This window comes from Streptomyces sp. NPDC051064 (assembly GCF_044455985.1).
Taxonomy (GTDB): domain Bacteria; phylum Actinomycetota; class Actinomycetes; order Streptomycetales; family Streptomycetaceae; genus Streptomyces.
In genome coordinates this window covers 1-23,610 of the sequence record NZ_JBITFK010000021.1, presented here as the reverse complement: position 1 = coordinate 23,610, position 23,610 = coordinate 1, and the positions used below count along the sequence as shown (strand labels likewise).

Below are 23,610 nucleotides of genomic sequence, written 5' to 3'. Positions count from 1 at the left end.
GATGAAGCGCTTCGTCGTGCCCACCCTGCTCGCGGCATCGCTCCTGACCGGCTGCTCCGGAGCCGGGGAGTCCTCGTGCACCCTAGTCGGCATGGACTCCGAGGTGTCGCTCGTCTGGCACCCTTCGGACTTCGGCACGGCGGACGCGGCCACGTTCCGCTTCTGCGCAGGCGAGGTCTGCGAGCAGCGGAAATCCGGTGACCCGGACGATCCGTTCAACCGGCTGTCGATCCCGATCCCCCAGGCCGACGGCCCCGGCCCCGTCCCCGTCCGTCTGACCGTGACGGCCACCGCCGGCGGGAAGAAGATCGTCAGCGACCAGGCCGAAGCCACTCTTGAGGAGCAGCACCCCAACGGCAAGGACTGCGAGCCCACGGCCTGGACCGCCTCGTTCCGCGCCGAACCCGTCGGGCTCACGGACCCGAAGGGCCTTCCCACCCAGTAGAAGCGGAACGTCCTCGGACACGTCACATCAAGTGGGGTCCCTTCGGTACCTGCCGGAGGGACCCCATGCTGAGTCGCCACCGCGACCGAACCGGGCAAGATCCCATGTCGGACTTATCTGCGTGTACTTGGATGATTGGTGCATGAGGTGCTAATCAGTGTGTAAGTGGATGCCGGGGAGGCAGTAGAGCGGCAGGCTGCCGCGATGCGGGAGCTGTCGCGCCGGGTGTTCCCCTAGGCCGACGTCGTCGCGGATGATGCGCCACGACGCCGCTGGTCGCCGGAGACGGACTGTGCGGGACGGAGCTGTCCGTCGTCGACGAGGTCTTGGCCGCAGCGCTGGGCGACGCGGCCGGTGGCTTCGCCCAGCTGTGCCCCATCGCGCTCGCCGCCCCGTGGGGGCCTGCCAGCCCTCGGCGCGTGCTGGCCGCACGGACCGCTGAACTCAGGCCCGATCTGCTGGGCCTGAGCGACTACGCGCACCGCATCGTAGTGCTCCCTCTGACCTCCGTAATCCCCGACGCGACCTCGCCCGCCGGGCACCGGCCGGAGGCCGCCCTGCGCTCGCGCCCGTACAGCGTCACCGGATCACGCCAGCACGGCGTCGCTGCTCGGACGCCGTGCCCCAGTACCGGCCTGGCCTGCCGCCGGTGCCGTCCAGGCCCCCACGCAGGCCGGGTCAGCCAGCCCATTCCCGGCCGCGACCGACGCGGTCGCCTGCGCCCGCCGGAACTGGGCGGCCGGGGTTGGCCTTCCACGTCATCGCGAGGTCCGCATCAGTAAGCGGCACGAACTGGCGCTGCACACCGGCCACGTCGACGGCCTCACCCGGCTCCTGCTCCACGCCCTGGGCACCATCGGCGCCCGCAGCACGCCCGGGGGCGGCCGGTGCTTCCACTGCGACGGGACCGGGCTCGCCCGCCCCCTGTCGGAGCCGGCGGCCGGACACGGCTGAGCGGGAGACCCGGGCAAGCCGCCCCGAACGGCGGCTTGCCCGCCCCGCCCCGCGACAGAGTCGATCCGCACCATCCACCGGGCCTTGGACCTCGGAGTCACACACATTGACACCGCCGAGATCTACGGCCCTTCCATAGCGAGGAAGTCGTCGGCAAGGCCATCAAGCGTCGTCGCGACCAGCTCGTCGTGGCCACCGAGTTCGGTCTGGTCTCCCACTCCGGAGGCAACCCGGCCCCGGGTGTCACCGACAGCACCGCCGCCAACGTAAAGGCCGCCGTCGAGGGCTCCCTGAAGCGCCTCGGCACGACCACATCGACCTGCACTGCGTCGACCAGAACACGCCCATCGAGGAGACCACCCGGGCCCTGGCCGAGCTTGTCGCCGAGGGGCAGGATCCGCCACATCAGGCTCTCCGAAGCCGGCCCCGCGACGATCCTCCGCGCGCACGTCGTGCACCCGGTCGCAGCCCTGCAGACCGAGTACTCGCTGCGGACCCGCGACATCGAGGACGAGATCCTCCCGCTGCTGCGCGAGCTCGGTATCGGCTTCGTCCCGTACTCGCCGCTCGGGCACGGTCTGCTGACCGGGCAGATCCGCTCCGTCGACGACCCAGTTGCCGGGGCAGTCGCCTTTCTGCCGCCCGGGAGGGGGAGAGATGACGTCCTACGTGGTGACACGGTTCTTCAGCACACGGAGCGGAGGCGACGCGGTAGGACTACCAGCTCAACCGGCAGCGCGCTCGGGCGCATTAACACAGTTGATCATGGTCGGGGAAAGAAGTGACAGCAGGCCACTCTTCGTTGCGGAGCAGTTCTGCCCGGAGCCGGTGACGGTGTTGTCGTGGTCTCCACTATTGGTGACTTCGTCTTCGTCGTCGCTGACGTCTCCGTTGTTGCCGTTTCCGTTGCCGTCGTTTCCGTTGCCGTCGTTTCCGCTGCCGCCGTTGCCGTCACCGTTACTTCCGTTGCCGTCGTCCCCGTCACCGTCGCCGTCTTCTTCTGTCGGGGTGAGGATGAAGACGAACGACTGTAGCGAGGTGTTTTCCCGGATGGTCTGCGTCGCACAGGTTCCTTCGCGGTTGTAGGGCTCAGGAATGTCGGTGAGGCAGACGGTGCCCTCGCTATGCTTTGACGGATGCGGCCGATCTGGCGGCCTGCTCGATCTTCGCGTAGTAGGCGTCGCGGGCCTCCTCATCGATCTGCATCTCGTGTTCGGGCCGCATCCCGGTTCGGCCATCGACGTCTTCGCGCAGGATGTCGGCGTGCCCGGCATGCCGGTTGGTCTCGCCGAGGACGTGGACCATGATGGCGAACAGGTTCGTGTTGGAATGAGGCTCCGGCCACCACGGCACGTGGCCGGGGGCGTCGAGGGGAAGCTCGTTGATCGTCGTGTCTGAGTGTTCCCACGTGCGCCGGTAGGACCCGATGATCTGATCGAGGGTCTCGTCCTCAGCCGCCCACAGATCGCTGCCGTCGTGGTCCTGCCACCGGGGCAGCGGTTCCGGGGAAGGGCGGTCGAAGACCTCGCCAAAGTACCTGGCCTCGACGCTGGCCACGTGTTTGACCAGGCCGAGGAGGTTGGTCCCGGTCGCTGTCAATGGTCGGCGAGCGTCGTATTCGGACAAGCCGTCGAGCTTCCAGACCAGCGCCTTGCGGTCCCGACGCAGTCTCCCGTGCAGGTTGTCCTTCGCGAATTCATCGATCATGCGGCATGAGCCTGCCATGGACTACTCGCGGCCTCAAGATCCCGTGCGTGGACCGCAACGACCGGAAGAGCCGAAGTCTGGCCATGGCCAGTGCCCTGAGCTGCCACAAGAAGCCGGCGGAACTTGCCACGTGAGACAACGTCTTAGGGTCCGCGATTTCACCGCCTTTCGGCTTACGGGGTCATAAAGACGCCGTCTCATGGCTCGGTAGGCTGCCGGTCAGGGCGGGGATTGTTGAGCGGCTGGTGCCGGACGAGTTGTGGGAGCTGTTCCAACGGGTGGTGCTGGAGGCGCCGTCGCGGCCTCAGGGCGGTGGACGACGGCGCCACGGTGATCGGGAAGTCTTGGCGGCGATCGTGTTCGTGGCCACGTCGGGCTGCACGTGGCAGCAGTTTGGGTGAGCCTGCGGCTCATCAGGTCGATCAGCGAGGGGGCGGTGTCCCTCACCGCTCTCTCGCCCGGACACCCGGGGCGCCTGACCAGCACGCCGGATGGTCCCACGCGCTTCACCCCTTCACAGGACTTGACTTGGTACCGGCATCGGTGAGCTACCGACCTCTGACCTGCCCGAGGAGATCGAACTCTTCTGCCGGCTCCGCTACGTCCTAGATGTATTGGTCACGAGCTGACCGACGACTTCGCACCCGCATGCCGCCGCCCTGAGTGCACCTGGATGGCTCTGGACGGCGACCGTCTCCTCGCCCGGCTCGCCTGATGGGCGACCCCAGGCGATGACATCATCCCGCTGCAGTTCGACTTCTTCGACATCGACTACACCCTGCCCAAGGCCGACCGCGACGAGATCTGCCGGCGTGAGGCTGTTGAAGGCGCTCGCGAGAAGCAGGATGTGCACGGCGGCGTCTCTCCGGTGGCTGCGGGCCGTCCAGGTCGAGCGGAGCGCACATTGTCGCTCACTGGGGCGTACTCGCCCGGCGCACCCCAGGAGTTCACTCGAAGGTGTACACAGTGGACGGGTAGCCGACACGCCCGGCGGATCCCGGCCCCAGGGGGCTCAGCCGCAGCCGTGATCCACGGGAGCAGGGGGAGGAGTTCAGCAGGCCACCAACCGGGCCGCGTCCGCGGTGAAGACGGCCCGACCGGCGGCTATCCGGCGGTCCCGGTCGGCGCCGGGGCGCACCAGCCGGTCCAGCGAGCTGAGCAGCGTGATGTCGTCGGCGACATGCTCGGTGATGCCCGCGTCGGCCATCTCGCTCACACCCTCTGCCCCATGGCCGGGTATCGGCCGGTATCCGACGACCGGCACCCCGGCGGCCAGGGCCTGCATGGCCGTCTGTCCCGCAGCGTTGTCGACCATCGCGCTGGATGCCGCCATCAGGTCGGGCAGGTCCTCGATCCAGCCCAACGCGAGGACGCCGGGGAGCCCAGAGGCGCGGGCACGCAGCTTTTCGTCCCTGCCGCACAGCAGCACCGGCAGGTGGCCTGCCTTGGCGAGCAGAAGCGCGGTGCCGGTCAGCCTCTGGCCCACACCCCAGGCCCCGGCCGATACCAGCACGGCAGGCCGGCCTGGGCCGCGCCGCGCCAATTCCCGCGCCCAGCGGGTCGGCGGTCGGTCCGTGTGTGATTGGCCGGCCTCGGCGAAGGCCGCGGGTACGACTGGTCCGCACACCTTTGCCGGGCGTCCGGTCGCAGCGCGGACTCGTGCCGCGGCGGCGCCCGTCAGACACAGGTACAGGTCGTTGCCCGGGTGGAGCCACTGCCGGTGCAATGCGAAGTCGGTGACCACGACCGTGCTGGGTGGGCAGTCGCCATGGGCGGCCCGCAGCCGCCCTGTGACCTGAGCGGCCTGGTGGAAGGTGGAGACGAGTGCGTCCGGGCGCCAGCGGTCGACGACGTGACGCAGGCGAGGCTCAAGTGCTGCGGCCAGTGGGCCGGTGTCCGGTGCCCAGCCGTTCCGCCCGATGGGGGCCCCGCGGTCGCGGAAGAACGCCGTGTAAACCGCCTGGTAGGCCCATGGGCACCGGCGGAGCGCCGTGCGGTAGGCGGCGCGCAGCCCGCGGCCAGTACCGGGGGGCAGCAGATTCAGGAGGTCCACGCATGCAGTCCGGTGGCCATCCGCCTGCAGCCGTCCGGCCAGTTCGGCAGCGACGGCGTCGTGACCGGCGCCCATGCTTGCGCTGACTATCAGAAACCTACCCATTCCTGCATGTTCTCCGAGTACGGCCAGGTGTGCCAAGCCCGCACCGGGTACGCCGTTAGGCCAGTGGGGCCATGCGCGTTTGCCGGTGCGCCGGTTGCATGAAGGATGACTCAGTACGGTCCGGTGCAGGCTGGCTCGGAAAGGAGCTCAGCACGTCGGCGGCCACGAAGGACGGAAGGCCCATGCGCGCGAGCCCCCCACCCCGCGGTAACCCCGCAGTCGAAGCCGACGTGTCGCGGTCGCCTGCGGACGGCCAGGCTGCCCGCAGCCGGCGGAAGGTCGTGTTGATCACCGGCGCCTCCTCCGGTATCGGCGCCGAAGTCGCTGCCCGGCTCTCGGCCACTGACCGGTGGGAACTGCTGCTCAGCGGACGGAACGAGGACCGGCTCAGCGAGGTCGCCGCCCGCACCGCCGGTACCTCGCTGCCCATGGACCTGGCTTCCCAGGAAGGCTGCCGAAATCTGGCCGAGGCGGCCCTGGCGCACAGCGGCAGGGTCGACGCACTGGTCGCTGCAGCGGGGCTGGGCTGGGCCGGCGCCTACACCGACATGACACCTGCTGCCGTGAATCGCCTGGTGAGCGTCAACGTCTGCGCCGTCCTTCATCTCGTCAGCATGGTGCTGCCGCAGATGGTGTCCCGCAGGTCGGGGCGGCTGGTGCTGATCGGCTCAGTGGCCGGGCGGTTCGGCGTGCGGGGCGAGGCGGCATACGCGGCGACGAAGGGCGCGCTGATCCCCTTCGCGGAGAGCCTGCGATACGAGCTCCAGGGCACAGGCGTCCAACTTTCCCTGGTGCTGCCGGGCCCCGTCGACACGCCGTTCTTCGCCCACCGTGACGCCCCGTACACGCGCTCCTGGCCCCGGCCCGTCCCAGTCGGGCAGGTAGCGGCAGCAGTCGAGGAAGCACTGGCCGGGGGCCGGGACGAGATCACCGTGCCGCGCTGGCTGGGCATCCCCGGCCGACTGCAGGGCATGGCCCCGCACCTCTTTCGCAGGCTGGCCATGCGCTTTGGCTGACGGCTTCCCGAGCAGCGGAACGAATGCGGGGTCGTGACTCGTGATTGTCCTTTCCGTCGCACTGGCGCTGCTCGCCGCGCTCGGGAACGCGGCCGCCTCCGTACTGCAGCGACGCGCCGCAGCGGTCGACCTGCCCGATACCTCCGGCGGCCGCCTCATCGGCCGGTTCGGCTTCGTGCGCCGTCCGGCCTGGCGCTGGGGGGCGGGACTGCTGGTCGCCTCCGGGGCGGCGCAGGCCCTCGCCCTGGCGACCGGACCACTGTCAGTGGTTCAGCCGGTGATGGCGACGGAGCTGTTGTTCACGCTGGTGCTGGCCGCTGTCGCGTTCCGGTGGCCGCCCGGGGCCCAGACCTGGGGGGCGTTCTTCGGGATGGCGCTGGGTCTGGCAGCGTTCCTTCTCCTGGCCGATCCGACGGGCGGCGGGGAGACCGTTCCTCCGAAGAGGTGGCTCATCAGCGCCGTGCCCGCCGTTGCCGTGTCGGTCGTGCTGGTCGTCGTGGGCACGAGGCTGCGGGGCTCGGCGCGGGCGGCGTTGCTGGGGTCAGTGACAGCCATCGGCTTCTCCTTCACTGCGGCACTGATCAAGGACACGCTCGGCCTGGTTCCAGGCGGCCCCGGGGACCTGTTCACCGCGTGGCAGATCTACACGGCCGCAGCCGTCGGCCTCGGCTCCTTCCTGATGCTGCAGGCCACGCTGCGAGCCGGCTCCCTGGCGGCGTCGCAGCCCGCGCTCACCCTCGGCGACTCGCTGCTGAGCGTCGTGTTGGGCGTGTCCCTGTTCGAGGAGCGGCTCTCTCTTGGCTGGCGGGTGCTGCCGGAAGTGGCATCGCTCGGGCTCATCGCATTCGCCTGTGTGCGTCTGAGCACGTCACCCTTGGTCTCGGGCAAGGAGGCACAGCGATGGTGAGACATCCTGGCTCAGAGAGTGCGGGCGTTGTGTCCGGAGTCGCGGCCGGTGCGCTGGCTGCGGCTGCTGTGTGGCACGTGGGCCCCGCCGCCACCTGGCTGCCACCTGTACGGAGGGTCTTCTGCCCCGCGCTGGACGGCCGAGGCCGTGCCGACCACGTGGCGCTGACATTCGACGACGGGCCGGACCCGGCCAGTACCCCGTACTTCATGCGCCTGCTCGCCAAGCACGAGGTGCGGGCCACCTTCTTCCTTGTCGGCGCTTCGCTGCAACGCTATCCCGCCCTGGGCCGGGCGCTCGTGGTCGGTGGTCACGAGGTCGCCGTGCACGGCTGGCAGCACGACCGCCCCTGGTTCCCCGCGCCGTTGCGCGACGTACGGGAGGTGGCGCGAGCCGCCGACTCGGTACGGCGGATCTGCGGGACGGTACCGCAGTGGTACCGACCGCCCTACGGCATCCTCACCGGCGGTCGACTGGCTGCTGCCCGCCGCGCCGGGCTGCAACCTGTGTTGTGGTCGACGTGGGGCAGGGACTGGACGGTAAACGCTGATGCCCGCTCTGTGAAGGCATCGGTCCTCAGGGATCTGACCGGCGGTGGCACCGTGCTGCTGCACGACGCGGGCGGGTGGAGCGCGCCCGGCGCGTGGCGGGCCACGCTGGGCGCGCTGCCCGGCCTACTTGCCGAGTGCCGTCGACTCGGTCTGAGAGTAGGCCCGCTGGGCGAGCACGGCATCGGACACGTCGACGCGCTACCGAGTGGGCGATGCCACCCGTTGTTTCGGGGTCGGCTTTACAACGGCTAACACAACGAGGTGGCCCGCTACATGCAGGCGACGCAACGGGTGAGGTCCTCGGCCAGGAAGACAGTGGACCGTCGCTGCGAGCCGGTGATCGTTCCCAAGTAGATCCGAGCTGTTCCTGCGGCACGGAGTCGGTCGATGGCATCGGCCAGCCCGAGACGAGGTGTGAGACCGGTTTCGAGCATGACTTTGTGCCGCCAGGACCAGATGTCCCAGAGCTGGTGGGCGGAAACGGTGTTACTTCGGAAGAGCTCGAAATTCGCTTCCGTTTGGAGTTCGGCCAGGGCCGCACGGGCAGATGTCAGGTGGTCGTATCCGCGGTCAGCGAAGAGTGAGTTGGGCTTGCGCCGTGGGTGCCCGACCCGACCTCTGATGGGCGGGATGGCGTCGATTGGTGGCATGAGTTGGGTGATGTCGTTGCGGTTGCCGCCGGTAAGGATCACGCTGAGTGGGGTGCCGTGCCCGTCCGTGATCAGGTGATGTTTCGATCCGACCCGGGCACGATCGACCGGACTCGGTCCTGTGTGGTCCCCCCATTTTTACGGCCCGCACGTGACTGGAGTCGACTACTGCCCGGGACCAGTCGAGACGAGCTGCCGCATTGAGCTCGGCCAGCGGACTTCGTGCAGCTGCTGCCAGACGCCCGCCTTGTGCCAGTCTCGCAACCGTCGCCAGCACGTCATTCCCGAATGAAGCCCAACTCCTGCGGCAGGAACTCCCACTGGATCCCCGTGTGCAGCACGAGCAGGACGCCGCACAGCACCTTCCGATCGGGTAAGGGCTTCCGGCCCGGTATCGGAACCGGCGCTCTCTGCGTGGCAGTGAGGCTCGATCCGCTGTTACAGGTCATCCGTCACGTTGAACCGGGCGCACTCGCTCAGGCCAGGCTCTGGACGGTGTACATCGCGCCGAGGGCGGCCGCGAGGGTGCCGAGCAGGAGACGGAGTGCGGTCTCGGGCAGGAGGGGCTGGAGCCGTGCGCCGAGGTAGCCGCCGATGAGTCCGCCCGCGCCGCTGGCCACGCCCAGCCACCAGTCGGGGGCTACGGGTCCGGGGCTCGCCAGGGCCAGCACGGTGTAGGTGGCGGCGCCGGCGATGGAGGTGGTGAAGGTCGCGGCGAGGGTGGCCGGTGCGATGCGGGCCAGGGGCATGCCGCGCGCGGCGAGGACGGGACCGAGCAGGGAGCCGCCGCCGATCCCGTAGATCCCGCCCACCATTCCCACGGTCAGGGCGAGGGCGGCCAGCGCGGGAGTTGACGGTACGGCAGCTTCGGGCCGCGTTCGGGCGGGGCGCAGGGTGCGCAGGCACAGCCAGGTTCCGAGGGGCAGGAGGAAGGCGGAGACCAGGAGGCGGAAGGCGTCGGGGCCGGGGAGGGCGAAGACGCGGATGGCGGCGCCGGCGATGACGCCGGGCAGCGTCCAGGCGACGAGGCGTCGGGCCAGGCTGCCGCGCAGAGCGCCGTTGCGGCGGTAGCGCCACAGGGCGCCGGGCCCGGCGACCACGTTGAACAGCAGGTTCGTCGGTGTGACCGCGGGGCTGGGTACGCCGAGAAGGCTGAGCTGGACCGGGAGGAGGAAGACGGCTCCGGACACGCCGACCGGAGCGGTCACTGTCGAGATCAGCAGGCCGGCCGCGAAGCCGGCCCAGATCGTCCAGTCCACTGCTGCCCCTGCCCTTCCTCGATTGCCCGGTCAGTATCGACGGGCCGGGTGCGGGGAGCGCGAACCGGCAATGAGATGTTCACGAGCAGCAGGTGCGGCCCGACTTGCAGCCGCACGCGTTCGCTTCGGCTGCGACGGCCCCGGAGGACGCCGGGGTGTGGACGGGTACGCCGTCGTCACGCCAGGCAAGGCGCTGATTCATTTGACGACGCGTACGCCGTCCCCACAGGGTCGTGCACCAGAGTCGGCCAGGCGCGACAACAAGACGGCGAGCGAGGAGAGATGGACTGCCGAACGTGTGGAACGACCACCTGTCGCAGGTGGTGGTGTCGCCGACCCTTAGAACGCGTCAGTGTCTGCGCATGGGCCAGTCATGATCCAGACGCTGTATTCGGGCAGATCGTACCCTCCGATCCCGCCACCAGAGGAAGCCCTTTTCGAGGTCTAACCCGTAACCCACAGTCACGAACCACGGAAGTTGGCCGGGATGGCCGGACGAGGGGACCACCTGCCTTCTCGCCGTCTGCGGCGTGGGAGGGACTGCTCCTCCACGACGCAGGAGCAGACCCTCTGGTGCGCCGTGACCGTACGAGGTCAGGCATTCAGGAAGGCGAGAATGTCCGGGTTGAGGACCTCGGGGTGCGTCGACAGCATGCCGTGCGGGTACCCCTCGTAGACCTTGAGCGTGCCGTTCTTCAGGAGCTTCGCGGAGAGCGGCGCAGAGTCGTCGATGGGGACGACCTGGTCGTCGCTGCCGTGAGCGACGAGAACCGGGACGTCGATCTTCTTGAGGTCCTCGGTGAAGTCGGTTTCGGAGAACGCCTTGATGCACTCGTAATGAGCGTTGGCGGCGCCCATCATTCCCTGCCACCACCACCTGTCGATCAGGCCCTGCGACACCTCGGCGCCAGGCCGATTGAAGCCGTAGAAGGGGCCGGCGGGCACGTCGATGTAGAACTGCGCGCGGTTGGCGGCGAGCGCGGTGCGGAATCCGTCGAAGACGCCAATGGGAGTGCCGCCGGGGTTGGATTCCTTCTTGACCATGACCGGCGGTACCGCGCTGACCAGAACGGCCTTTGCAACCCGTCCGGGCTTGGCTTGCGCCACGTAGCGTGCGACCTCACCGCCGCCGGTGGAGTGCCCGATGTGGAACGCGCCCTGAAGGTCGAGCGCGTCCGTCAGTGCCGTGACGTCGGCGACGTAGGTGTCCATGTCGTGGCCGGTCGCGGCCTGGCTGGAGCGCCCGTGACCACGGCGGTCGTGGGCGATGACGCGGTACCCCTCGTTGAGGAAGAACAACATCTGCGCGTCCCAGTCATCGGCGCTGAGCGGCCACCCGTGGTGGAAGACGATCGGCTGGCCGTCGCGCGGGCCCCAGTCCTTGTAGAAGATGGTCGTGCCGTCAGCGGTGGTGATCGTGCTCATTGCTGATCCTTCCGAGACAACTGCGTGGACCACTTGGGTAGACGGGGCTGTCAAGGAAGCCGTGCCGACGCGGTCTCTCAGTGGACGAAAAGCAGCTGGGCGCGTGGTGCTCACTTGCTAGCCCCATCAAAACGTTACGCGAAGATGCGCTCTGCCACACTTCACCCTTCCTGCTATAGATCGCCGCATTTCACCAGTTTGCATCGGAGACTTGTAGGCCGCCGGTGAGGGCCATGCTCAGCAGTGCGCTCTGTCGCGGGCTCACGCTCGACCTGGCCGGCTCTGTTCCTCCGCCCAGTCGGCGAATTCTCCGCGCCTGGGCGCGGCCGCATGTCAGAGACCCTCGCAGACAGCACCCGGATGGTATGCCGAGGCGGCCACGGCTTGTTCAGAACGGCAGCTTCTCGTCACGGATCGTTCGAGCGAACCGGGCGTCCTCGGCGTCGACGGCCGCGGCCTCCTCGATGACGCGGTTCAGGCTGGCGGCCGGGATCACCACCGCGCCTGCCGCGTCCGCGTAGATGAAGTCCCCGGGCGTCACGCAGACGCCGCCGACCTCCACGGTGATGTCGGCGGCGTACGGCATGACGGTGTCGCCGCCCCAGCGTGTCGCCTCGCCCGCGCACCACGCGGCGATGCCGCTCTCACGGAGTTGCTCGAAGTCGCGCAGACGGCCGTCGGTCAGGACTCCGGACATCCCGTGGTTCGCCACCCGTGACAGTTTCGTGCCCCCGCCGTGCGACGCCTGCGGGTACCCGCCCCTGGAGAGCACGAGGACACTCCTGGCCGGATGCTTGCCGACGGCTCGGTAGAAGTGCGATGCGAAGTCGGTCTTCGACTCCGGAAGGTCGTCGCGGTACGGCATGAAGGCAATGGTCGCTGCCGGCCCGAACAAGGGGCGGTCGGGGCTGGGGCTGGTGAGAGCGAGAATGTGCGCGCGATGGGAGTGCACCCGGCCCATTGCGTCGACCAGAGCGGCGCAGCCCATTCTCGCCAGCTCGTCCACGAGTTCAGGCCTTGCTGACTGACTCATCATGCTCCCTTCGCGCACGGCGGCAGCCAGCTCACCACCTGCCGGGAACCGGCTGCGGCGACGTCATCGGTGTTCGGGGTTGTCGCGATCGCTGCGGCACCCGGCGTCCCACGTGGAGCGCTGGTTGCCGTAGGCGGGGATACCACCCGCCCGCTTCAGCATGGCCGCCACGTGCAGGAGGTTGTACGCCATGAACGACGTGTTCCTGTTGGTGAAGTCGTTCTCGGGGCCTCCCGAACCTGGGTCGAGGTAGGAAGGTCCCGGTCCGGCCTCCCCGCTCCAACCGGCGTCTGCCTGCGGGGGGATGGTGTACCCGAGGTGCTGAAGGCTGTACAGCACGTTCATCGCACAGTGCTTGACACCGTCTTCGTTGCCGGTGATCAGGCATCCGCCCGCCCTGCCGTAGTAGGCGTACTGCCCCGCTGCGTTGAGGAGGGACGAGCAGGCATAGAGGCGCTCGATGACCTTCTTCATGACGGAGGAGTTGTCGCCGAGCCAGATCGGCCCGCACAGCACCAGGATGTCCGCGTCCAGGATGCCCTGGAAAAGGGTCGGCCACTCGTCCGTCGCCCACCCGTGTTCTGTCATGTCCGGCCATGTCCCGGTCGCAATATCGTGATCCATTGCCCTGATCACTTCGACGGAGACGCCGTGATCGCGCATGATCGCCGCACTCATGTCGATGAGGCCCTCGGTGTTGCTCACCTCCGGTGACCGCTTCAGGGTCGCGTTGACGAACACTGCGCGCAGATCGTCGAACCGAGGAGGAGTGCTGGATTGAGGGCGATCGGACACAGCAACACCGTCCACAGGAGAGTGAAGAAGATTCGGCAGTTATTCGACATCATCCGCTGATACACCGATCCCCGCAAACGGGAGATATGGGGTTGCATGTGGCAACGGGACCGTCACCGTAGACGGGTGCCGGTGCCGGTAGTGGAAGGCACAGGACGCGAGACTCCGCCGGCCTTCTTCCCATTGCGGGAGTCCGCCGCCCCGCGTGAGAAGCCGTACACCTGGTACCTCCCGGTCTTCCTCCGGCCTGCGGTGAAGGCGCGGTGACTCGCACCCGGCCCTTGCCCCTCGGCAGGCAGCCGCGCCGGCGTCCCGCCTGCCACGGCTTCCGCTCTCGCGGGCGTCGTCGATCGCGCTACGGCCGCCGTGTTCGCGGTGGCGCAGCGGCTCTCCGCCGGGTTCGTCCTTCGCGGAGAAGGCGACCGTTGCGGCCGCGAGACGCTCGCCCACCCCGACCGGGCCGGCGCGTCACCGCTGCTCGGATTCCCAGCGCCGGGGGTCTGTTTCCAGAGCGGAGCGGTCCCACCGGCCGCACTCCGCCGCGGCGTCGTACGTACTGTGGAGGAAGGCGGCCAGGGTCCGGTCGGGGTCGGCGGACTGCCGCACCACCTCGTACGGCAGCAGGAACTGTCCGGCCTCGGGGCTGTAGGACGCTCCCTCGGGGGCCACGGAAGAGGCGGCGAAGCCCTCCGGCTCCGGATAGGCGTACGAATAGAACGCTCCCTCGTCGCCACCACCCGGCCAGAAACCGCAGCTACTCAGTTCGTGGGAGTACCCCTCGACCATCACCCAGTCCCCGCAGTTCGGCGCGCCCCCGGGGTGGGTCGGCGCGCTGCGGCCGGAGAAGCGCGTACAGGCAAGGTCCATCGCCCCCCAGAAGAAGTGCACGGGACTCACTTTGCCGGTGAAGTGCGAGCGAAATTCCGTCATCCCTCTGTGGGCCTGCAGGAGCTGTCGCCAGAACAGGTGGACCGCGTGCGGGTCATAAGTGCAGTGCTCGAAATCCTCCGTGAAGCTGATCGCGACCTCTGTCTCGTTCGGATGGTTCTGGATCTCCACAGCCACGCCGAGTTCGGACAGGCCTGACATCAAGCGGGCGTGGAACTCGGCAACTGGCATGGCTTGGAGTGCTATGTCCCGTCTGCCGCCGTCGCTGGTTCGTATAACCAGTGTGTGCTGCACGAAGTCGAACTCGATGTCGAACATGCCCGACCCGTAAGGGATACCGGATGTGGTCAGACCGCGCGGCGTGACGTAGAAGGTCACCTGCCACCAGTGATTCACCAAGGGAGCGTGCGCCAGGCGCACCTTGCCCACGATCTGTGCCCACATGTGGAGGGTGCCGCGTGTTTCGATCCACTCCTCGACCTCTAGCCGCGGCCACTCCGTCCGACTCCCGAACCCGGCAGGTGACATGGGATCTCCCTTTCGCGCATCGCCGTGAGGCGAGGCCGCACCTCGCAGCCGGAACTCCCCTCCGCCCAGCGTGACGCAGCGCCTGGTCAGGGGCAACCTCGGAACTTCGCAGCGAGCGGCCGGCGCTGTCAGGCGTGGGCGGGTCAGGAAGACGTGGGCACAGTCGGGCGCGTAGCGCGTTTCCGCTCCCCGAGGTGAGTGCCCCGGTGGGTTGATCCATGGTGAGGTTCATTTGACTGGGGGAGGCTCAGTGACATCAGCCAGGCATACGGGGCTGTGTCGGTCGTGCTCTCGGCCATTGCTCTGGCCGGGGTGGCTCTCTCGCTCCTCTACCAGGTGCGCCAGGCCCGTACGAGCAACGAGCAGGCCATCAGGGATAGCCATCTCCAACTCGCGACTTCCGCGCTGAGCAACCCAGATCTACTTCAGGCATGGTTACCGCCTGTTGGACAGGTCACCTTGAAACGGCATCAACAGCATCTGATCACGTCGCTCGCTCTCGGCGAGTTGCTACAGCGCTTCTGTATCGGCCACCTGTCTGCCGAGAAGCTCGCCGTAAAACTCGACGGACACTTCCGCGGTGAGATCGCGCGCGAACAGTGGGAACGCGAAGGGCCCGGTTGGCGCCGCACCATGGAGGCTGGTGATCGCCTCGACCGCGTCTTCGTTCGCCTGGTGGATGAGCGCTATCAAGCTGCCGTAGCGGCAGGGCCGGCACTTGCTGTTGTCGAGTTCCAGGATCCACGGGGCAGGCCGTGATCACCGCGTCGGCTCCCACGTCGCTGCTTGGCGGGTGAATCGGAGGGTGCCGGTTCGGCCGTCCAAGTGGGTCGGCTTTGGAAGTCCTTCGGGGGTTGACTCCGGAGCCGGGTCGTGCCGTCTACTCAGCTGAGCTCAGGGCCGCTGCCGGAACGGGGCGAGCGTGGCGCGCACGAGGTCGGCGGCGCCCCAGTCGGGGTCGAACTGGGCGATCACGGCCAGGTGCTGGCGTAGCTGGAGGATCGGCATGCGTTCACGCCAGTCGCGGTCGAGCCCGGTCAGCTCGGCGTAGAGCTTGAAGAACACGTGCGCCTCGGGCGGCGGCGCCGTCGTCCACAGGTGGGCCAGGTCGACCTCGGCCCACGTGTACGACACGGCCGGGTCGATCAGTGCGGGCCGCCCGTCGGGGGTGGCCATGACGTTCAGCGCCCACAGGTCGCCGTGCGTCAGGCACGCGGGCCTGACCGGCAGCAGCTCGGGCAGCCGGTCGCACAGCCGCTCCAGCGCCGCCCGGTCCGCGGCGTCGAGCGCATCCTGGACGCGACGCTCGCCGAGCCAGCGCAGCAGACGATGCTGGGCGAAGAACTCGAACCCGTCGTCATCCCAGGTGTTGACCTGCCGACGACGGCCCAGCCAGTTGTCCCGGTGCCACCCGAATCGGGGGAACCGCGTGGTGGTGTGCAGGTGAGCGAGCACATGCGCGAGCTGCTCCCAAAAGGCCTTGGTGCCCGGCCGGGGCTGCAGCACGGACAACACGAGCAAGTCGCGGTCCGTGAGGATGATCTCGGGCGTGGCGACGCCGCCCGCCTCGCGCAGCACGGTGAGCCCTTCGGCTTCCGCGGCGAAGGCGTCGTCCGACGGCGGCTCGCCGAACGCCTTGACGAACACCGACGTGCCGTCACCGCAGCGCGCGAGCCCCGCGGTCGCGGCGAGGCCTCCAGTGGCTGGCTCGGCTGCGACGACGTCGGTCAGGCCGGCCGCATGCAGGCGTTCGAGCAGGAAGGACATCGCGTCTGTCACGGGTGTGCTCCTGTCGTCGTGGTCGAAATCAACGATGACCGGCTCCGAGCATTCGAAGACCGCTACAACGCCACAGCACAGCCGTTCCAGTGGAAGTTCACCGCCTCCGAGCTGGACGATCTGCTGGCCAGACTCGACCGGCACACCACCGATCACGAATCCTCCGCCCCACCGGCGGTTTGATCAATCCCCGGGTCTGTCAAACGAGCGTGTATCTCGTGTTGTTGAGGGTTACTGGCGTGCTGCGGAGAGACGGCCGTCGAAGGTGATGTCGAAGGCGTTCAGCGCGGTCTTCCAGCGCATGGTCCAGCGGGCCTGGCCTCTGCCGGTGGGGTCCAAGGGCATGATCGCCATGAGACCCATTTCAACGCAACCTGCTCGTTGGGGAAGTGGCCGCGGGCCTTGCCCGCCCGGTGGATCCTGGCGTTGACGGATTCGATCGCGTTGGTGGTGCAGACGATGCGGCGGATCTCGGTGTCGAAGCGGAGGAACGGGGTGAATTCCTCCCACGCGTCAGAGCCGGACGATCGCCGGATGCTTCTTGCCCCAGGCGTCGGCGAACTCGGCCAGACGGTCTCGACGGCGTCGGGCAGGCCCTTGAGCCCGTCGCAGACGAGCATGAGGACGTGTTTCACGCCGCGGTTCTTGATCTCGGTGAGGATGTGCATCCAGTGCTTGGCCCCCTCGCCGCCGTCGCCGGCCCACAGCCCGAGGATGTCCCGCCGACCTTCGGTCGTGACCTCGAGGGCAACATATATGGGCCGGTTGGCGACCGCCCCGTCGCGGATCTTGGTTCTGTCGACGATCTTGTGATCCGGACGGTTGAGCGGTTGGTGCCGAGCGTTCGCAATCATGCATTGCGTGCTCTCGTGATGTGCTTTGGAGCTGTTTCCTTACCTGTCCGCGTTGCTCATCGAGGAGGTCGAGAGACGGCCGGACAAGGTGGTGTTGAGGACGCGGGTGCGGGCGAGGAGCGGGACCTGCCGGTGCGGTCAGAGCTCCGCTCGGGTGCACGGCCGGTACGTACGCAAGCTGCGTGACGTCGCCGTGGGCGGGCTCGGCGTGGTGATCGAGTTACGCGTACGCCGGTTCCGCTGCGAGAACACTTCCTGCACGGCGGTGACGTTCGCCGAACAGATCGTGGGTCTGACGACCCCGCACAGTCGGCAGACCCCGCTATTGCGCGGGGTGCTGACGCGGATCGGACTGGCCCTGGCCGACCGGGCAGGAGTCCGCCTGGCCTCCGCGGTCGGCGTCACCGCGGGCAAGGACAGGCTGCTGCGGCTGGTCAGAGCCCTGCCCGAACCGGAGGTCGGCGAGGTGGAGGTCCTTGGCGTCGACGACTTCGCCTTCCGCAAGCGCCGTCACTATGGCACGGTGCTGATCGACATGGCCACCCACCGTCCACTGCATCTCTAGACGGGCGCGAAGGCGAGGACCTCGCCGCGTGGCTCCGTGACCACCCCGAGGTGAAGGTGATCTGCCGGGACCGGTCCAGCTGTTACGCGGAGGGCGCACGCATCGGAGCGCCGCAGGCCGAGCAGGCAGCTGATCGTCATCATCTGTGGGCCAATCTCGGCCAGGCGGTCGAGAAGACGGTGAACGGTCATCGCTCCCGTCTGGCCGAACCGCCTTCGGAACCCACGGACACTCCCGACAAACCGCATGTAGTCCCACCGCAGACGGAGCTGAAGATCGTGACTCGGCTCCGTGAACAGCATGCCGCCGCCCACGAGCTGTGTCAGCAGGGGAAGTCGAAGGCGGGGATCGGCCGGAAACTTGGACTGCACCAGGCCACCGTCCGCAAACCGGTTAACGGCCCTTCCGCGGACGACGTCGTCGCCAAGAGCCTGCAGCGGGCGCACGCCGTCGACCCGTATGTCGGCTACCTGCACCGGCGCTGGAACGATGGCGTCAGGAACGCCGCCCAGCTCTACCGCGAGATTCAGGAACAGGGCTACCCCGGGGGCGAGTTGGCCGTGCAACGTTATCTGCGGCCATACCGCACCGGGCGCGGACACGCACCCGATCCGGGGCCGACGCCTCCGCCGGTTCGCGAGGTCACCTCGTGGATCATGACTCACCCCGAACACCTGCATGGCGAGGTCGCCGACAAGCTTCATCGGCTGCGTGAACGCGTTCCCGAACTGGACCGGCTTACTCTTCACGTCAGGAAGTTCGCCGTCATGATGACCGCACGCCACGGCGACCGCCTCGATGACTGGATCACCGAGGTCGAACGAGACGCCCTCGCCCCACTCGCGGGCTTCGCCCGCAACCTCCGCCGCGACTTCGACGCCGTCCGCAACGGACTGTCTCTTCCCCACAGTTCCGGCGCCGTTGAAGGCAACATCAACCGGCTGAAGATGCTGAAACGGCAGATGTTCGGCCGGGCCGGCCTCGATCTCCTTCGCAAAGGCGTCCTGCTCGCGCAATGAGCCGGGCCACCTGGATCACAAGATCGTCGACAGAACCCGGACCTTCACGTGGATGGCGTCGATGAAGACCACCGGGTACACGGCGTCGAGGGGCCGGTTCTGCCATTCGGCCATGCCGTCGAGAATATTGTCGGTGATCGTGGAGATGGTCTGGCGGGGCACGTCGGCGCCGTAGACCTCGGCGAGGTGGGCCTGGACCTCACCGGTGGTCAGGCCCTTCGCGGCGAGTGGGATGACCATCTCGTCCACGCCGGAAGACGCTGCTGCCGTTTCTTGACGATCTTCGGCTCGAAGGAACCCTCACGGTCGCGGGGCACAGTTATCTCCACCGGGCCGACATCGGTCAGCACGGTCTTGGCTCGGGTGCCGTTACGTGAGTTGCCGCCGTTCTTCCCGGCGGGATCGTGCTTGTCATAGCCGAGGTGGTCTGTGATCTCGCCATCGAGGGCCGACTCCAGGAGCCGCTTGGTCAGCTGCTGGAACAGCCCGCCCTCGCCGGTCAGCTGCAGGCCCTCGGCCTGAGCCCGGCCCCCCAGCTCGTCAATCAGCCGATCGTCCACAGACTTCACCGGCACCGCCTCAGACTGCTCGCCGGACTCGGTCTCGGTTACGTTGTTGCTGGTCATCGATGCATCTTCCATGATCGGGAGTTACGCCGAACGTTTTACAGTCCCCGTCCTGGCCGATCCGAAGTCGGCGGAGAAGCTCACCGACGCGGACCGCCGGGCGCTGTCGCCGCTGTTCTGGACCCACGTGTATCCGTACGGCAGATTCGAGCTGGACATGAACAGCCGCCTCGACCTGGACCTGTCCATCCGGGCGGCGGTACCCGGCCCGCGCGCCCCCGCAGGGGGAAGCAGCCGCCGTTCCGGCGTGAGACCTGGGCTCCGGTCCTGGCCGGAGCCCAGGCAACGTGCGTGAGCGTCACCAGGGGTGTTGGTGGCAGTCATGAGGGGGATGCGTGGCCTCCGCCGGCCGCGGTGGCGCTTTGGACGCAGTCGCGGAGCAGGGCGCGGCGCTGGTCATGTACGTCATCGGGTTCTTGGCTGCTGGCGGCATATACGTTGCTGACCGGTGACCAGGCCATGGACATGGCGATGACCATGGCCATGATGTCGAACGGGTCACCTGCGCGGACGCGCCCGGCGGCCTGGGCCTCGGCGATGGCCGTGAGCTTGCGGTCGTCGTAGTGCTGGTGGGTCTCGACGAGGTGCCCGGCAGGCCGGCGCTCCAGTCGTGTCCAGGTCGCCAGCCGGATGAGGTCGGGGCGGCGCAGGTACTCGTCGTAGAGACGAACGGCCCACTCCGCGAGATCGTCGGCGTCGATGGGCACGACGTTGGTGATGCGCTCCAGCGAGCTGAGGAAGATCGCGTCGAAAAGTCGCTCCTTGTCGCCGAAGTAGGCGTAGAGCTGTGCCTTGTTGGTGCGCGCTGCCGTCACGATGCGTTCGATGCGCGCCCCGGCGATGCCGTGCTGGGCGAACTCTTCGGTGGCAGCGTCCAAGATGCGCTGGTAGGTCGCGGCGCCTCGCGAGGTCTGGGGCTGTTCCGGCATGCCCGCAGCCTACCAAACAGAACAGTTGGTTTGCCTTGATGTGTGGTCGCATTTAAACTGCGGCAGACCGAACAGTCTGTTTAGGGAGTGAGTATGCGAACGACCACCGGATGGCAGGCGGCCGGCCCGACGGCACTGGGGCGCACTTCGCTGGAGCGCCGTGACCTGCGCCCGGATGACATCGCGGTGCGGGTCGACTACTGCGGCGTGTGCCACACCGACCTGCACGCCCTGCGCGCCTACGACCCGCACACGGAAGTGCCCCTGGTGCCCGGTCACGAATTCACCGGCGTGGTGGCCGGGACCGGAGGGGAGGTAACCACCTTCTCGGTCGGCGACCGCGTCGCGGTGGGCAACATCGTCGACTCCTGCGGCGTGTGCGCCATGTGCGAAGCCGGACAGGAGAATTTCTGCCACTCCTTCCCGACTCTGACCTACGGTGGCACCGACCGGCAGGACGGGTCGACCACTCTGGGCGGCTACTCCCGCGAGTACGTCGTGCGCGACGCCTTCGCCTACCCGCTCCCCTCCGGCCTCGACCCGGCCGCAGCCGCCCCGCTGATGTGCGCCGGCGTCACCGTCTGGGAACCCCTGCGCCACCTCGGCGTGGGGCCCGGCAGCCGCGTCGCTGTGGCCGGGCTCGGCGGCCTGGGCCACCTCGCGGTCAAGATGGCCGTGGCACTCGGCGCCACCACGACCGTCATCAGCCGAACCCAGGACAAGCGCGACGACGCCCGTAAGCTCGGCGCTCACGACCTCATCGACTCCACCGATACCCAGTACATGGCTGCGGCGCGCGACACCTTCGACGTCGTGATCGACACCATCTCCGCCCCTCACGACGTCGCCCCGTATTTGAAGTTGGTGGCGATGGACGGCACCCTCAGCCTCCTCGGGTACCTGGGCCCCGTCACCGTCGAGGCCACGGCCTTGCTCATCGGCCGCAAGAAGCTCAGTTCCGCGGGCAGCGGAGGCCGCCTGGCGACAGCCGAGATGCTCCAATTCTGCGCCGACAACAGCATCGCCGCCGACATTGAAGTACTCCCGTCGTCACAGGTGGACACGGCACTCGACCGCCTCCGGCGAAACGACGTCCGCTACCGCTTCGTGCTCGACATGTCCGACCTGGACTGAAGAGACAGTTGGCCGGGGCCATGACGTGCGGGCCGGACAACGGCGCGCGCATGGCCCGGCACCCTGCCCTCTCGCAGATGACCGTTTCTGAGAAACGGGCATCGTCGAACCCATCCCCGACGTCCTCTCATTCGTCCTGAGAGGCGATCCCGCCTCAATCGGTCGATCCCGGAAAGCGACTTGTCACCTCATCGCAGCTTCGGGAGTACAGGGCCGGAAACATCGGTCGTCCATCGCGTCGCGGATGTGCACCAATCGGCACCCCGCTAGCCCGTGCTCTGCGGCGACAGCCGCCGTGTGATCCGGTCGAACATCTCCGTCAACGGCTCGCCGACGTCCCGGCCGAACTCGGTCAGCCCGTAGGTGACCTGCGGCGGCGTCGTCGGCTCGACCTCCCGCCAGATCAGGCCGTCTTGGACCAGCGCCCGCAGCGTCTGGGCGAGCATCTTCTCGCTGATGCCCTGGATGCTCTCGCGCAGCTCGTAGAACCGAAGGCTTCTGCTCCGCAAGGAGATCAGTACCCAGACCCCCCATCTACTGGTCACGTGGTCGACCACACCGCGCGCCGGGCAGTCGGTGTGAAACACGTCATACCGCCCCTCCGCCTCAACCTCTCCACGCTGCACGCTTTCTGTCATGCCATGAGCTTACCCAAAGGTATGCCCTTACCAGAAGTTAGCCTCGCTCCTAACGTGAGGGCCACAGAAGACATTTGACAAGGGAGCTGAAGATGATCGTGGTGACCGGAGCCACCGGGAATATCGGCCGGCCGTTGATGCAGGCCCTGACCGAAGCGGGCCGGCAGGTGACGGCGGTGTCACGGCACACGGCAGCGGTGCCCAACGGTGCCCGCCACGTGGTGGCCGACCTGGCCGAGCCGGCCAGCCTCCCGCCCGCGCTGGCCGGGGCGAAGGCGCTGTTCCTGCTGCTGTCCGGCGACCTGCACGCCACTGGAGCCAACCCTGCCGACATCATTGGCGAAGCTGCGGCCAGCGGGGTTCGCCGGGTCGTCCTGCTCTCCACGCTGGGAGTGGTGACCAGGCCCTCCGGCCAAACGCGGATCGCGATGCGCGTACTGGAGGACACGTTGCGGGAGTCCGGTCTGCAGTGGTCCATCCTGCGGCCGGGTGGCTTCGCCTCCAATGCCCTGTGGTGGGCCGAGTCCGTCCGCGCGCAACAGGTCGTCGCCGCGCCCTTCGGTGACATCGGGGTGCCGATCATCGACCCGGCGGACATCGCCGCGGTCGCGGCGGCCTGCCTGCTGGATGACCGGCACACCGGCGGCGTCTACGAGCTGACCGGCCCGCAGGTGGTCACTCCGCGTCAGCAGGCCGAGGCCATCGCCGCCGCCCTGGGCTCGCCGGTGAGGTTCCACGAGCTCACCCGCGACGAGGCCAAGGCCGCCATGACCCAGAGCATGCCGGCGGAGCTCGCCGACGACACCCTGGACATCCTCGGCTCCCCGAGCCCGGCCGAACTGCGTGTCAGCCCGGACGTCCAGCGAGTTCTCGGCCGCGCCCCACGCCCCTTCGCCGACTGGGCCGCCCGCAACGTCGCCGCGTTCCGCTGAGACTGCGGCTCTATAGGCGAGTTCCGACTCCCGTGGCACTCGCCGAAAAATGATGCCGACGAGAGTCGGCTCCACCTCCGAGGAGGCCGCGATCAGCCTCGGCGAACTGGACGGGGCGGACCGGTCCTGGATCACGGGCTGTCAACTTCGGACAGTAACACCGGTTTCTTGGTCCGTTCGTGCTCGGACCCCGTCCGGCGCCGAGTTCGCCAAGGTGATCAAGGGCAGCGACATCGAGCCGCGCGCTCCCCGGCAGCGTTGGGCGACAGCCGTGAAGCGGCTGACCAAGGCGAGGGCCCACAAGCTCGCCACCCGACTCCGCTGGGGCAGGCGTTCGGCGAGTACGGGCGGATCGCCAAAACCGAGCACCTGCTGCGCGTGGTGGACCCGGTCGATGACACCTACCGGCGGCAGGTGAACCACCAGCTCACCGTGCAGGAGTCGAGGCACAAGCCGACTTCGCCGCCCTTCAGCAGCGCGACCACAGCCCCAAGTAGTTATTGAGCCCTGCACGCCACCTGGCGGTAGACACCTCACGCGGTGCGAGGTGTTGTGGTCGTTTTTTCATGCCTGGTGTTCGCTCTGGTCGGGTTTGCGGGGGTGTGGGGTGATCAGGCTGGTGCTGTGGTGGCTGCGGTCCCGTGATGGTCGTGGTTCTGCCCGGGGGCGGTTTTCGGACCGGGCGGTTCCGGTGTTGTGCCGGTTGGTGTGGGGTCTGGTGGGTCTGCTGGTGGGTGGTGATCGGCAGGACGTGGTTCTGTAGCGGCAGACTCTGTGGCGGGTTGTTGCGGAGCGGGTGTTCCCTCGTGTCGGAGGGT

Annotated in this window: 23 protein-coding genes and 6 pseudogenes; 14 read left to right on the top strand and 15 right to left on the bottom strand. The window is 68.1% G+C overall.

Annotated elements, in window-relative coordinates; all coding sequences use genetic code 11:
• The first annotated feature begins 1 nt into the window (after position 1).
• The 3 genes and pseudogenes from ACIBCU_RS38095 to ACIBCU_RS38085 all read left to right on the top strand — a co-directional run bounded on the left by ACIBCU_RS38095 (position 2) and on the right by ACIBCU_RS38085 (position 2,433).
• A complete protein-coding gene (locus ACIBCU_RS38095) occupies positions 2-445 on the top strand; it encodes a hypothetical protein (RefSeq protein ID WP_362940928.1) in 444 nt (147 codons plus the stop codon).
• A 1,038-nt stretch (positions 446-1,483) separates the two neighbouring features.
• A pseudogene (locus ACIBCU_RS38090) lies at positions 1,484-2,184 on the top strand (aldo/keto reductase).
• A gap of 57 nt (positions 2,185-2,241) precedes the next feature.
• On the top strand, positions 2,242-2,433 hold the full coding sequence (locus ACIBCU_RS38085; protein WP_399237239.1) for a hypothetical protein: 192 nt from the start codon (positions 2,242-2,244) through the stop codon (positions 2,431-2,433).
• Positions 2,434-2,521: 88 nt separating this feature from the next.
• Here ACIBCU_RS38085 and ACIBCU_RS38080 read toward each other — a convergent pair whose 3' ends face one another.
• On the bottom strand, positions 2,522-3,106 hold the full coding sequence (locus tag ACIBCU_RS38080; RefSeq protein WP_399237237.1) for a DinB family protein: 585 nt from the start codon (positions 3,104-3,106) through the stop codon (positions 2,522-2,524).
• 212 nt (positions 3,107-3,318) lie between these two features.
• Here ACIBCU_RS38080 and ACIBCU_RS38075 point away from each other — a divergent pair.
• Positions 3,319-3,498, top strand: a pseudogene (locus ACIBCU_RS38075) (transposase); the annotation flags it as partial.
• A gap of 206 nt (positions 3,499-3,704) precedes the next feature.
• Here ACIBCU_RS38075 and ACIBCU_RS38070 read toward each other — a convergent pair.
• On the bottom strand, positions 3,705-3,959 hold the full coding sequence (locus tag ACIBCU_RS38070; protein WP_399237235.1) for a hypothetical protein: 255 nt from the start codon (positions 3,957-3,959) through the stop codon (positions 3,705-3,707).
• Between the two features lie 198 nt (positions 3,960-4,157).
• Positions 4,158-5,264, bottom strand: a complete 1,107-nt coding sequence (locus ACIBCU_RS38065; RefSeq protein WP_399237233.1) for a galactosyldiacylglycerol synthase — start codon at positions 5,262-5,264, stop codon at positions 4,158-4,160.
• A gap of 182 nt (positions 5,265-5,446) precedes the next feature.
• Between ACIBCU_RS38065 and ACIBCU_RS38060 the strand changes: the two genes are divergently transcribed.
• From ACIBCU_RS38060 to ACIBCU_RS38050, 3 genes are read left to right on the top strand one after another with little or no spacing between them, the layout of a single operon-like run.
• The gene (locus tag ACIBCU_RS38060) at positions 5,447-6,280 is read left to right on the top strand and encodes an SDR family NAD(P)-dependent oxidoreductase (RefSeq protein ID WP_399237231.1); all 834 of its coding nucleotides are present in this window, start codon (positions 5,447-5,449) and stop codon (positions 6,278-6,280) included.
• Positions 6,281-6,320: 40 nt separating this feature from the next.
• Positions 6,321-7,187: a DMT family transporter gene (locus ACIBCU_RS38055; protein WP_399237229.1), complete on the top strand. Its 867-nt coding sequence runs from the start codon at positions 6,321-6,323 to the stop codon at positions 7,185-7,187.
• Positions 7,181-7,990: a polysaccharide deacetylase family protein gene (locus ACIBCU_RS38050; protein ID WP_362940906.1), complete on the top strand. Its 810-nt coding sequence runs from the start codon at positions 7,181-7,183 to the stop codon at positions 7,988-7,990. Before ACIBCU_RS38055 ends, ACIBCU_RS38050 begins: the two co-directional genes overlap by 7 nt.
• 302 nt (positions 7,991-8,292) lie before the next feature.
• Here ACIBCU_RS38050 and ACIBCU_RS38045 read toward each other — a convergent pair.
• The 7 genes and pseudogenes from ACIBCU_RS38045 to ACIBCU_RS38015 all read right to left on the bottom strand — a co-directional run.
• Positions 8,293-8,809, bottom strand: a pseudogene (locus ACIBCU_RS38045) (IS5 family transposase); the annotation flags it as partial.
• Positions 8,810-8,864: 55 nt separating this feature from the next.
• Positions 8,865-9,647, bottom strand: coding sequence for a sulfite exporter TauE/SafE family protein (locus ACIBCU_RS38040; RefSeq protein ID WP_399237227.1), 783 nt, complete (start codon positions 9,645-9,647; stop codon positions 8,865-8,867).
• Positions 9,648-9,726: 79 nt separating this feature from the next.
• Entirely contained in the window at positions 9,727-9,849 is a 123-nt protein-coding gene (locus ACIBCU_RS38035) for a hypothetical protein (protein WP_399237225.1), read from the bottom strand.
• Between the two features lie 392 nt (positions 9,850-10,241).
• A complete protein-coding gene (locus ACIBCU_RS38030) occupies positions 10,242-11,072 on the bottom strand; it encodes an alpha/beta hydrolase (protein WP_362940900.1) in 831 nt (276 codons plus the stop codon).
• 388 nt (positions 11,073-11,460) lie between these two features.
• On the bottom strand, positions 11,461-12,105 hold the full coding sequence (locus ACIBCU_RS38025; RefSeq protein ID WP_362940897.1) for an RraA family protein: 645 nt from the start codon (positions 12,103-12,105) through the stop codon (positions 11,461-11,463).
• 63 nt (positions 12,106-12,168) lie between these two features.
• Complete coding sequence (locus ACIBCU_RS38020) at positions 12,169-12,900, bottom strand: flavodoxin family protein (RefSeq protein WP_362940894.1); 732 nt, start codon at positions 12,898-12,900, stop codon at positions 12,169-12,171.
• 468 nt (positions 12,901-13,368) lie between these two features.
• Positions 13,369-14,316 (bottom strand): DUF5996 family protein, encoded by a 948-nt coding sequence (locus ACIBCU_RS38015; protein ID WP_362940891.1) that lies wholly within the window; start codon positions 14,314-14,316, stop codon positions 13,369-13,371.
• 255 nt (positions 14,317-14,571) lie between these two features.
• Between ACIBCU_RS38015 and ACIBCU_RS38010 the strand changes: the two genes are divergently transcribed.
• Complete coding sequence (locus ACIBCU_RS38010; protein WP_362940943.1) at positions 14,572-15,075, top strand: DUF6082 family protein; 504 nt, start codon at positions 14,572-14,574, stop codon at positions 15,073-15,075.
• 135 nt (positions 15,076-15,210) lie between these two features.
• On the opposite strand, the gene ACIBCU_RS38005 is transcribed toward ACIBCU_RS38010, so the two are convergent.
• The gene (locus ACIBCU_RS38005; protein ID WP_399237221.1) at positions 15,211-16,095 is read right to left on the bottom strand and encodes a fructosamine kinase family protein; all 885 of its coding nucleotides are present in this window, start codon (positions 16,093-16,095) and stop codon (positions 15,211-15,213) included.
• An 18-nt stretch (positions 16,096-16,113) separates the two neighbouring features.
• Here ACIBCU_RS38005 and ACIBCU_RS38000 point away from each other — a divergent pair, with 18 nt between their 5' ends.
• Positions 16,114-16,278 carry a hypothetical protein gene (locus ACIBCU_RS38000; RefSeq protein WP_362940886.1) on the top strand — a complete coding sequence of 55 codons (165 nt, stop codon included), beginning with the start codon at positions 16,114-16,116 and terminating at the stop codon, positions 16,276-16,278.
• A gap of 48 nt (positions 16,279-16,326) precedes the next feature.
• Here ACIBCU_RS38000 and ACIBCU_RS37995 read toward each other — a convergent pair.
• A pseudogene (locus ACIBCU_RS37995) lies at positions 16,327-16,886 on the bottom strand (transposase); the annotation flags it as partial.
• An 88-nt stretch (positions 16,887-16,974) separates the two neighbouring features.
• On the opposite strand from ACIBCU_RS37995, the gene ACIBCU_RS37990 reads away from it, so the two are divergent.
• The gene (locus tag ACIBCU_RS37990) at positions 16,975-17,514 is read left to right on the top strand and encodes a transposase family protein (RefSeq protein ID WP_399237219.1); all 540 of its coding nucleotides are present in this window, start codon (positions 16,975-16,977) and stop codon (positions 17,512-17,514) included.
• A 50-nt stretch (positions 17,515-17,564) separates the two neighbouring features.
• Positions 17,565-18,533, top strand: coding sequence for a transposase (locus ACIBCU_RS37985; RefSeq protein WP_399237217.1), 969 nt, complete (start codon positions 17,565-17,567; stop codon positions 18,531-18,533).
• Positions 18,534-18,569: 36 nt separating this feature from the next.
• On the opposite strand, the pseudogene ACIBCU_RS37980 reads toward ACIBCU_RS37985, so the two are convergent.
• Positions 18,570-19,159 (bottom strand): annotated as a pseudogene (locus tag ACIBCU_RS37980) (transposase); the annotation flags it as partial.
• A gap of 320 nt (positions 19,160-19,479) precedes the next feature.
• Complete coding sequence (locus tag ACIBCU_RS37975; protein WP_399237215.1) at positions 19,480-20,088, bottom strand: TetR family transcriptional regulator; 609 nt, start codon at positions 20,086-20,088, stop codon at positions 19,480-19,482.
• 93 nt (positions 20,089-20,181) lie between these two features.
• On the opposite strand from ACIBCU_RS37975, the gene ACIBCU_RS37970 reads away from it, so the two are divergent.
• Positions 20,182-21,222 (top strand): NAD(P)-dependent alcohol dehydrogenase, encoded by a 1,041-nt coding sequence (locus ACIBCU_RS37970; RefSeq protein ID WP_399237213.1) that lies wholly within the window; start codon positions 20,182-20,184, stop codon positions 21,220-21,222.
• Positions 21,223-21,488: 266 nt separating this feature from the next.
• On the opposite strand, the gene ACIBCU_RS37965 is transcribed toward ACIBCU_RS37970, so the two are convergent.
• Positions 21,489-21,860, bottom strand: a complete 372-nt coding sequence (locus ACIBCU_RS37965) for a helix-turn-helix domain-containing protein (protein WP_362940868.1) — start codon at positions 21,858-21,860, stop codon at positions 21,489-21,491.
• A gap of 92 nt (positions 21,861-21,952) precedes the next feature.
• On the opposite strand from ACIBCU_RS37965, the gene ACIBCU_RS37960 reads away from it, so the two are divergent.
• Together ACIBCU_RS37960 and ACIBCU_RS37955 are read left to right on the top strand one after the other, a co-directional pair.
• Complete coding sequence (locus tag ACIBCU_RS37960; RefSeq protein WP_399237211.1) at positions 21,953-22,792, top strand: SDR family oxidoreductase; 840 nt, start codon at positions 21,953-21,955, stop codon at positions 22,790-22,792.
• Between the two features lie 312 nt (positions 22,793-23,104).
• Positions 23,105-23,245 (top strand): annotated as a pseudogene (locus ACIBCU_RS37955) (Tn3 family transposase); the annotation flags it as partial.
• Positions 23,246-23,610 lie beyond the last annotated feature (365 nt).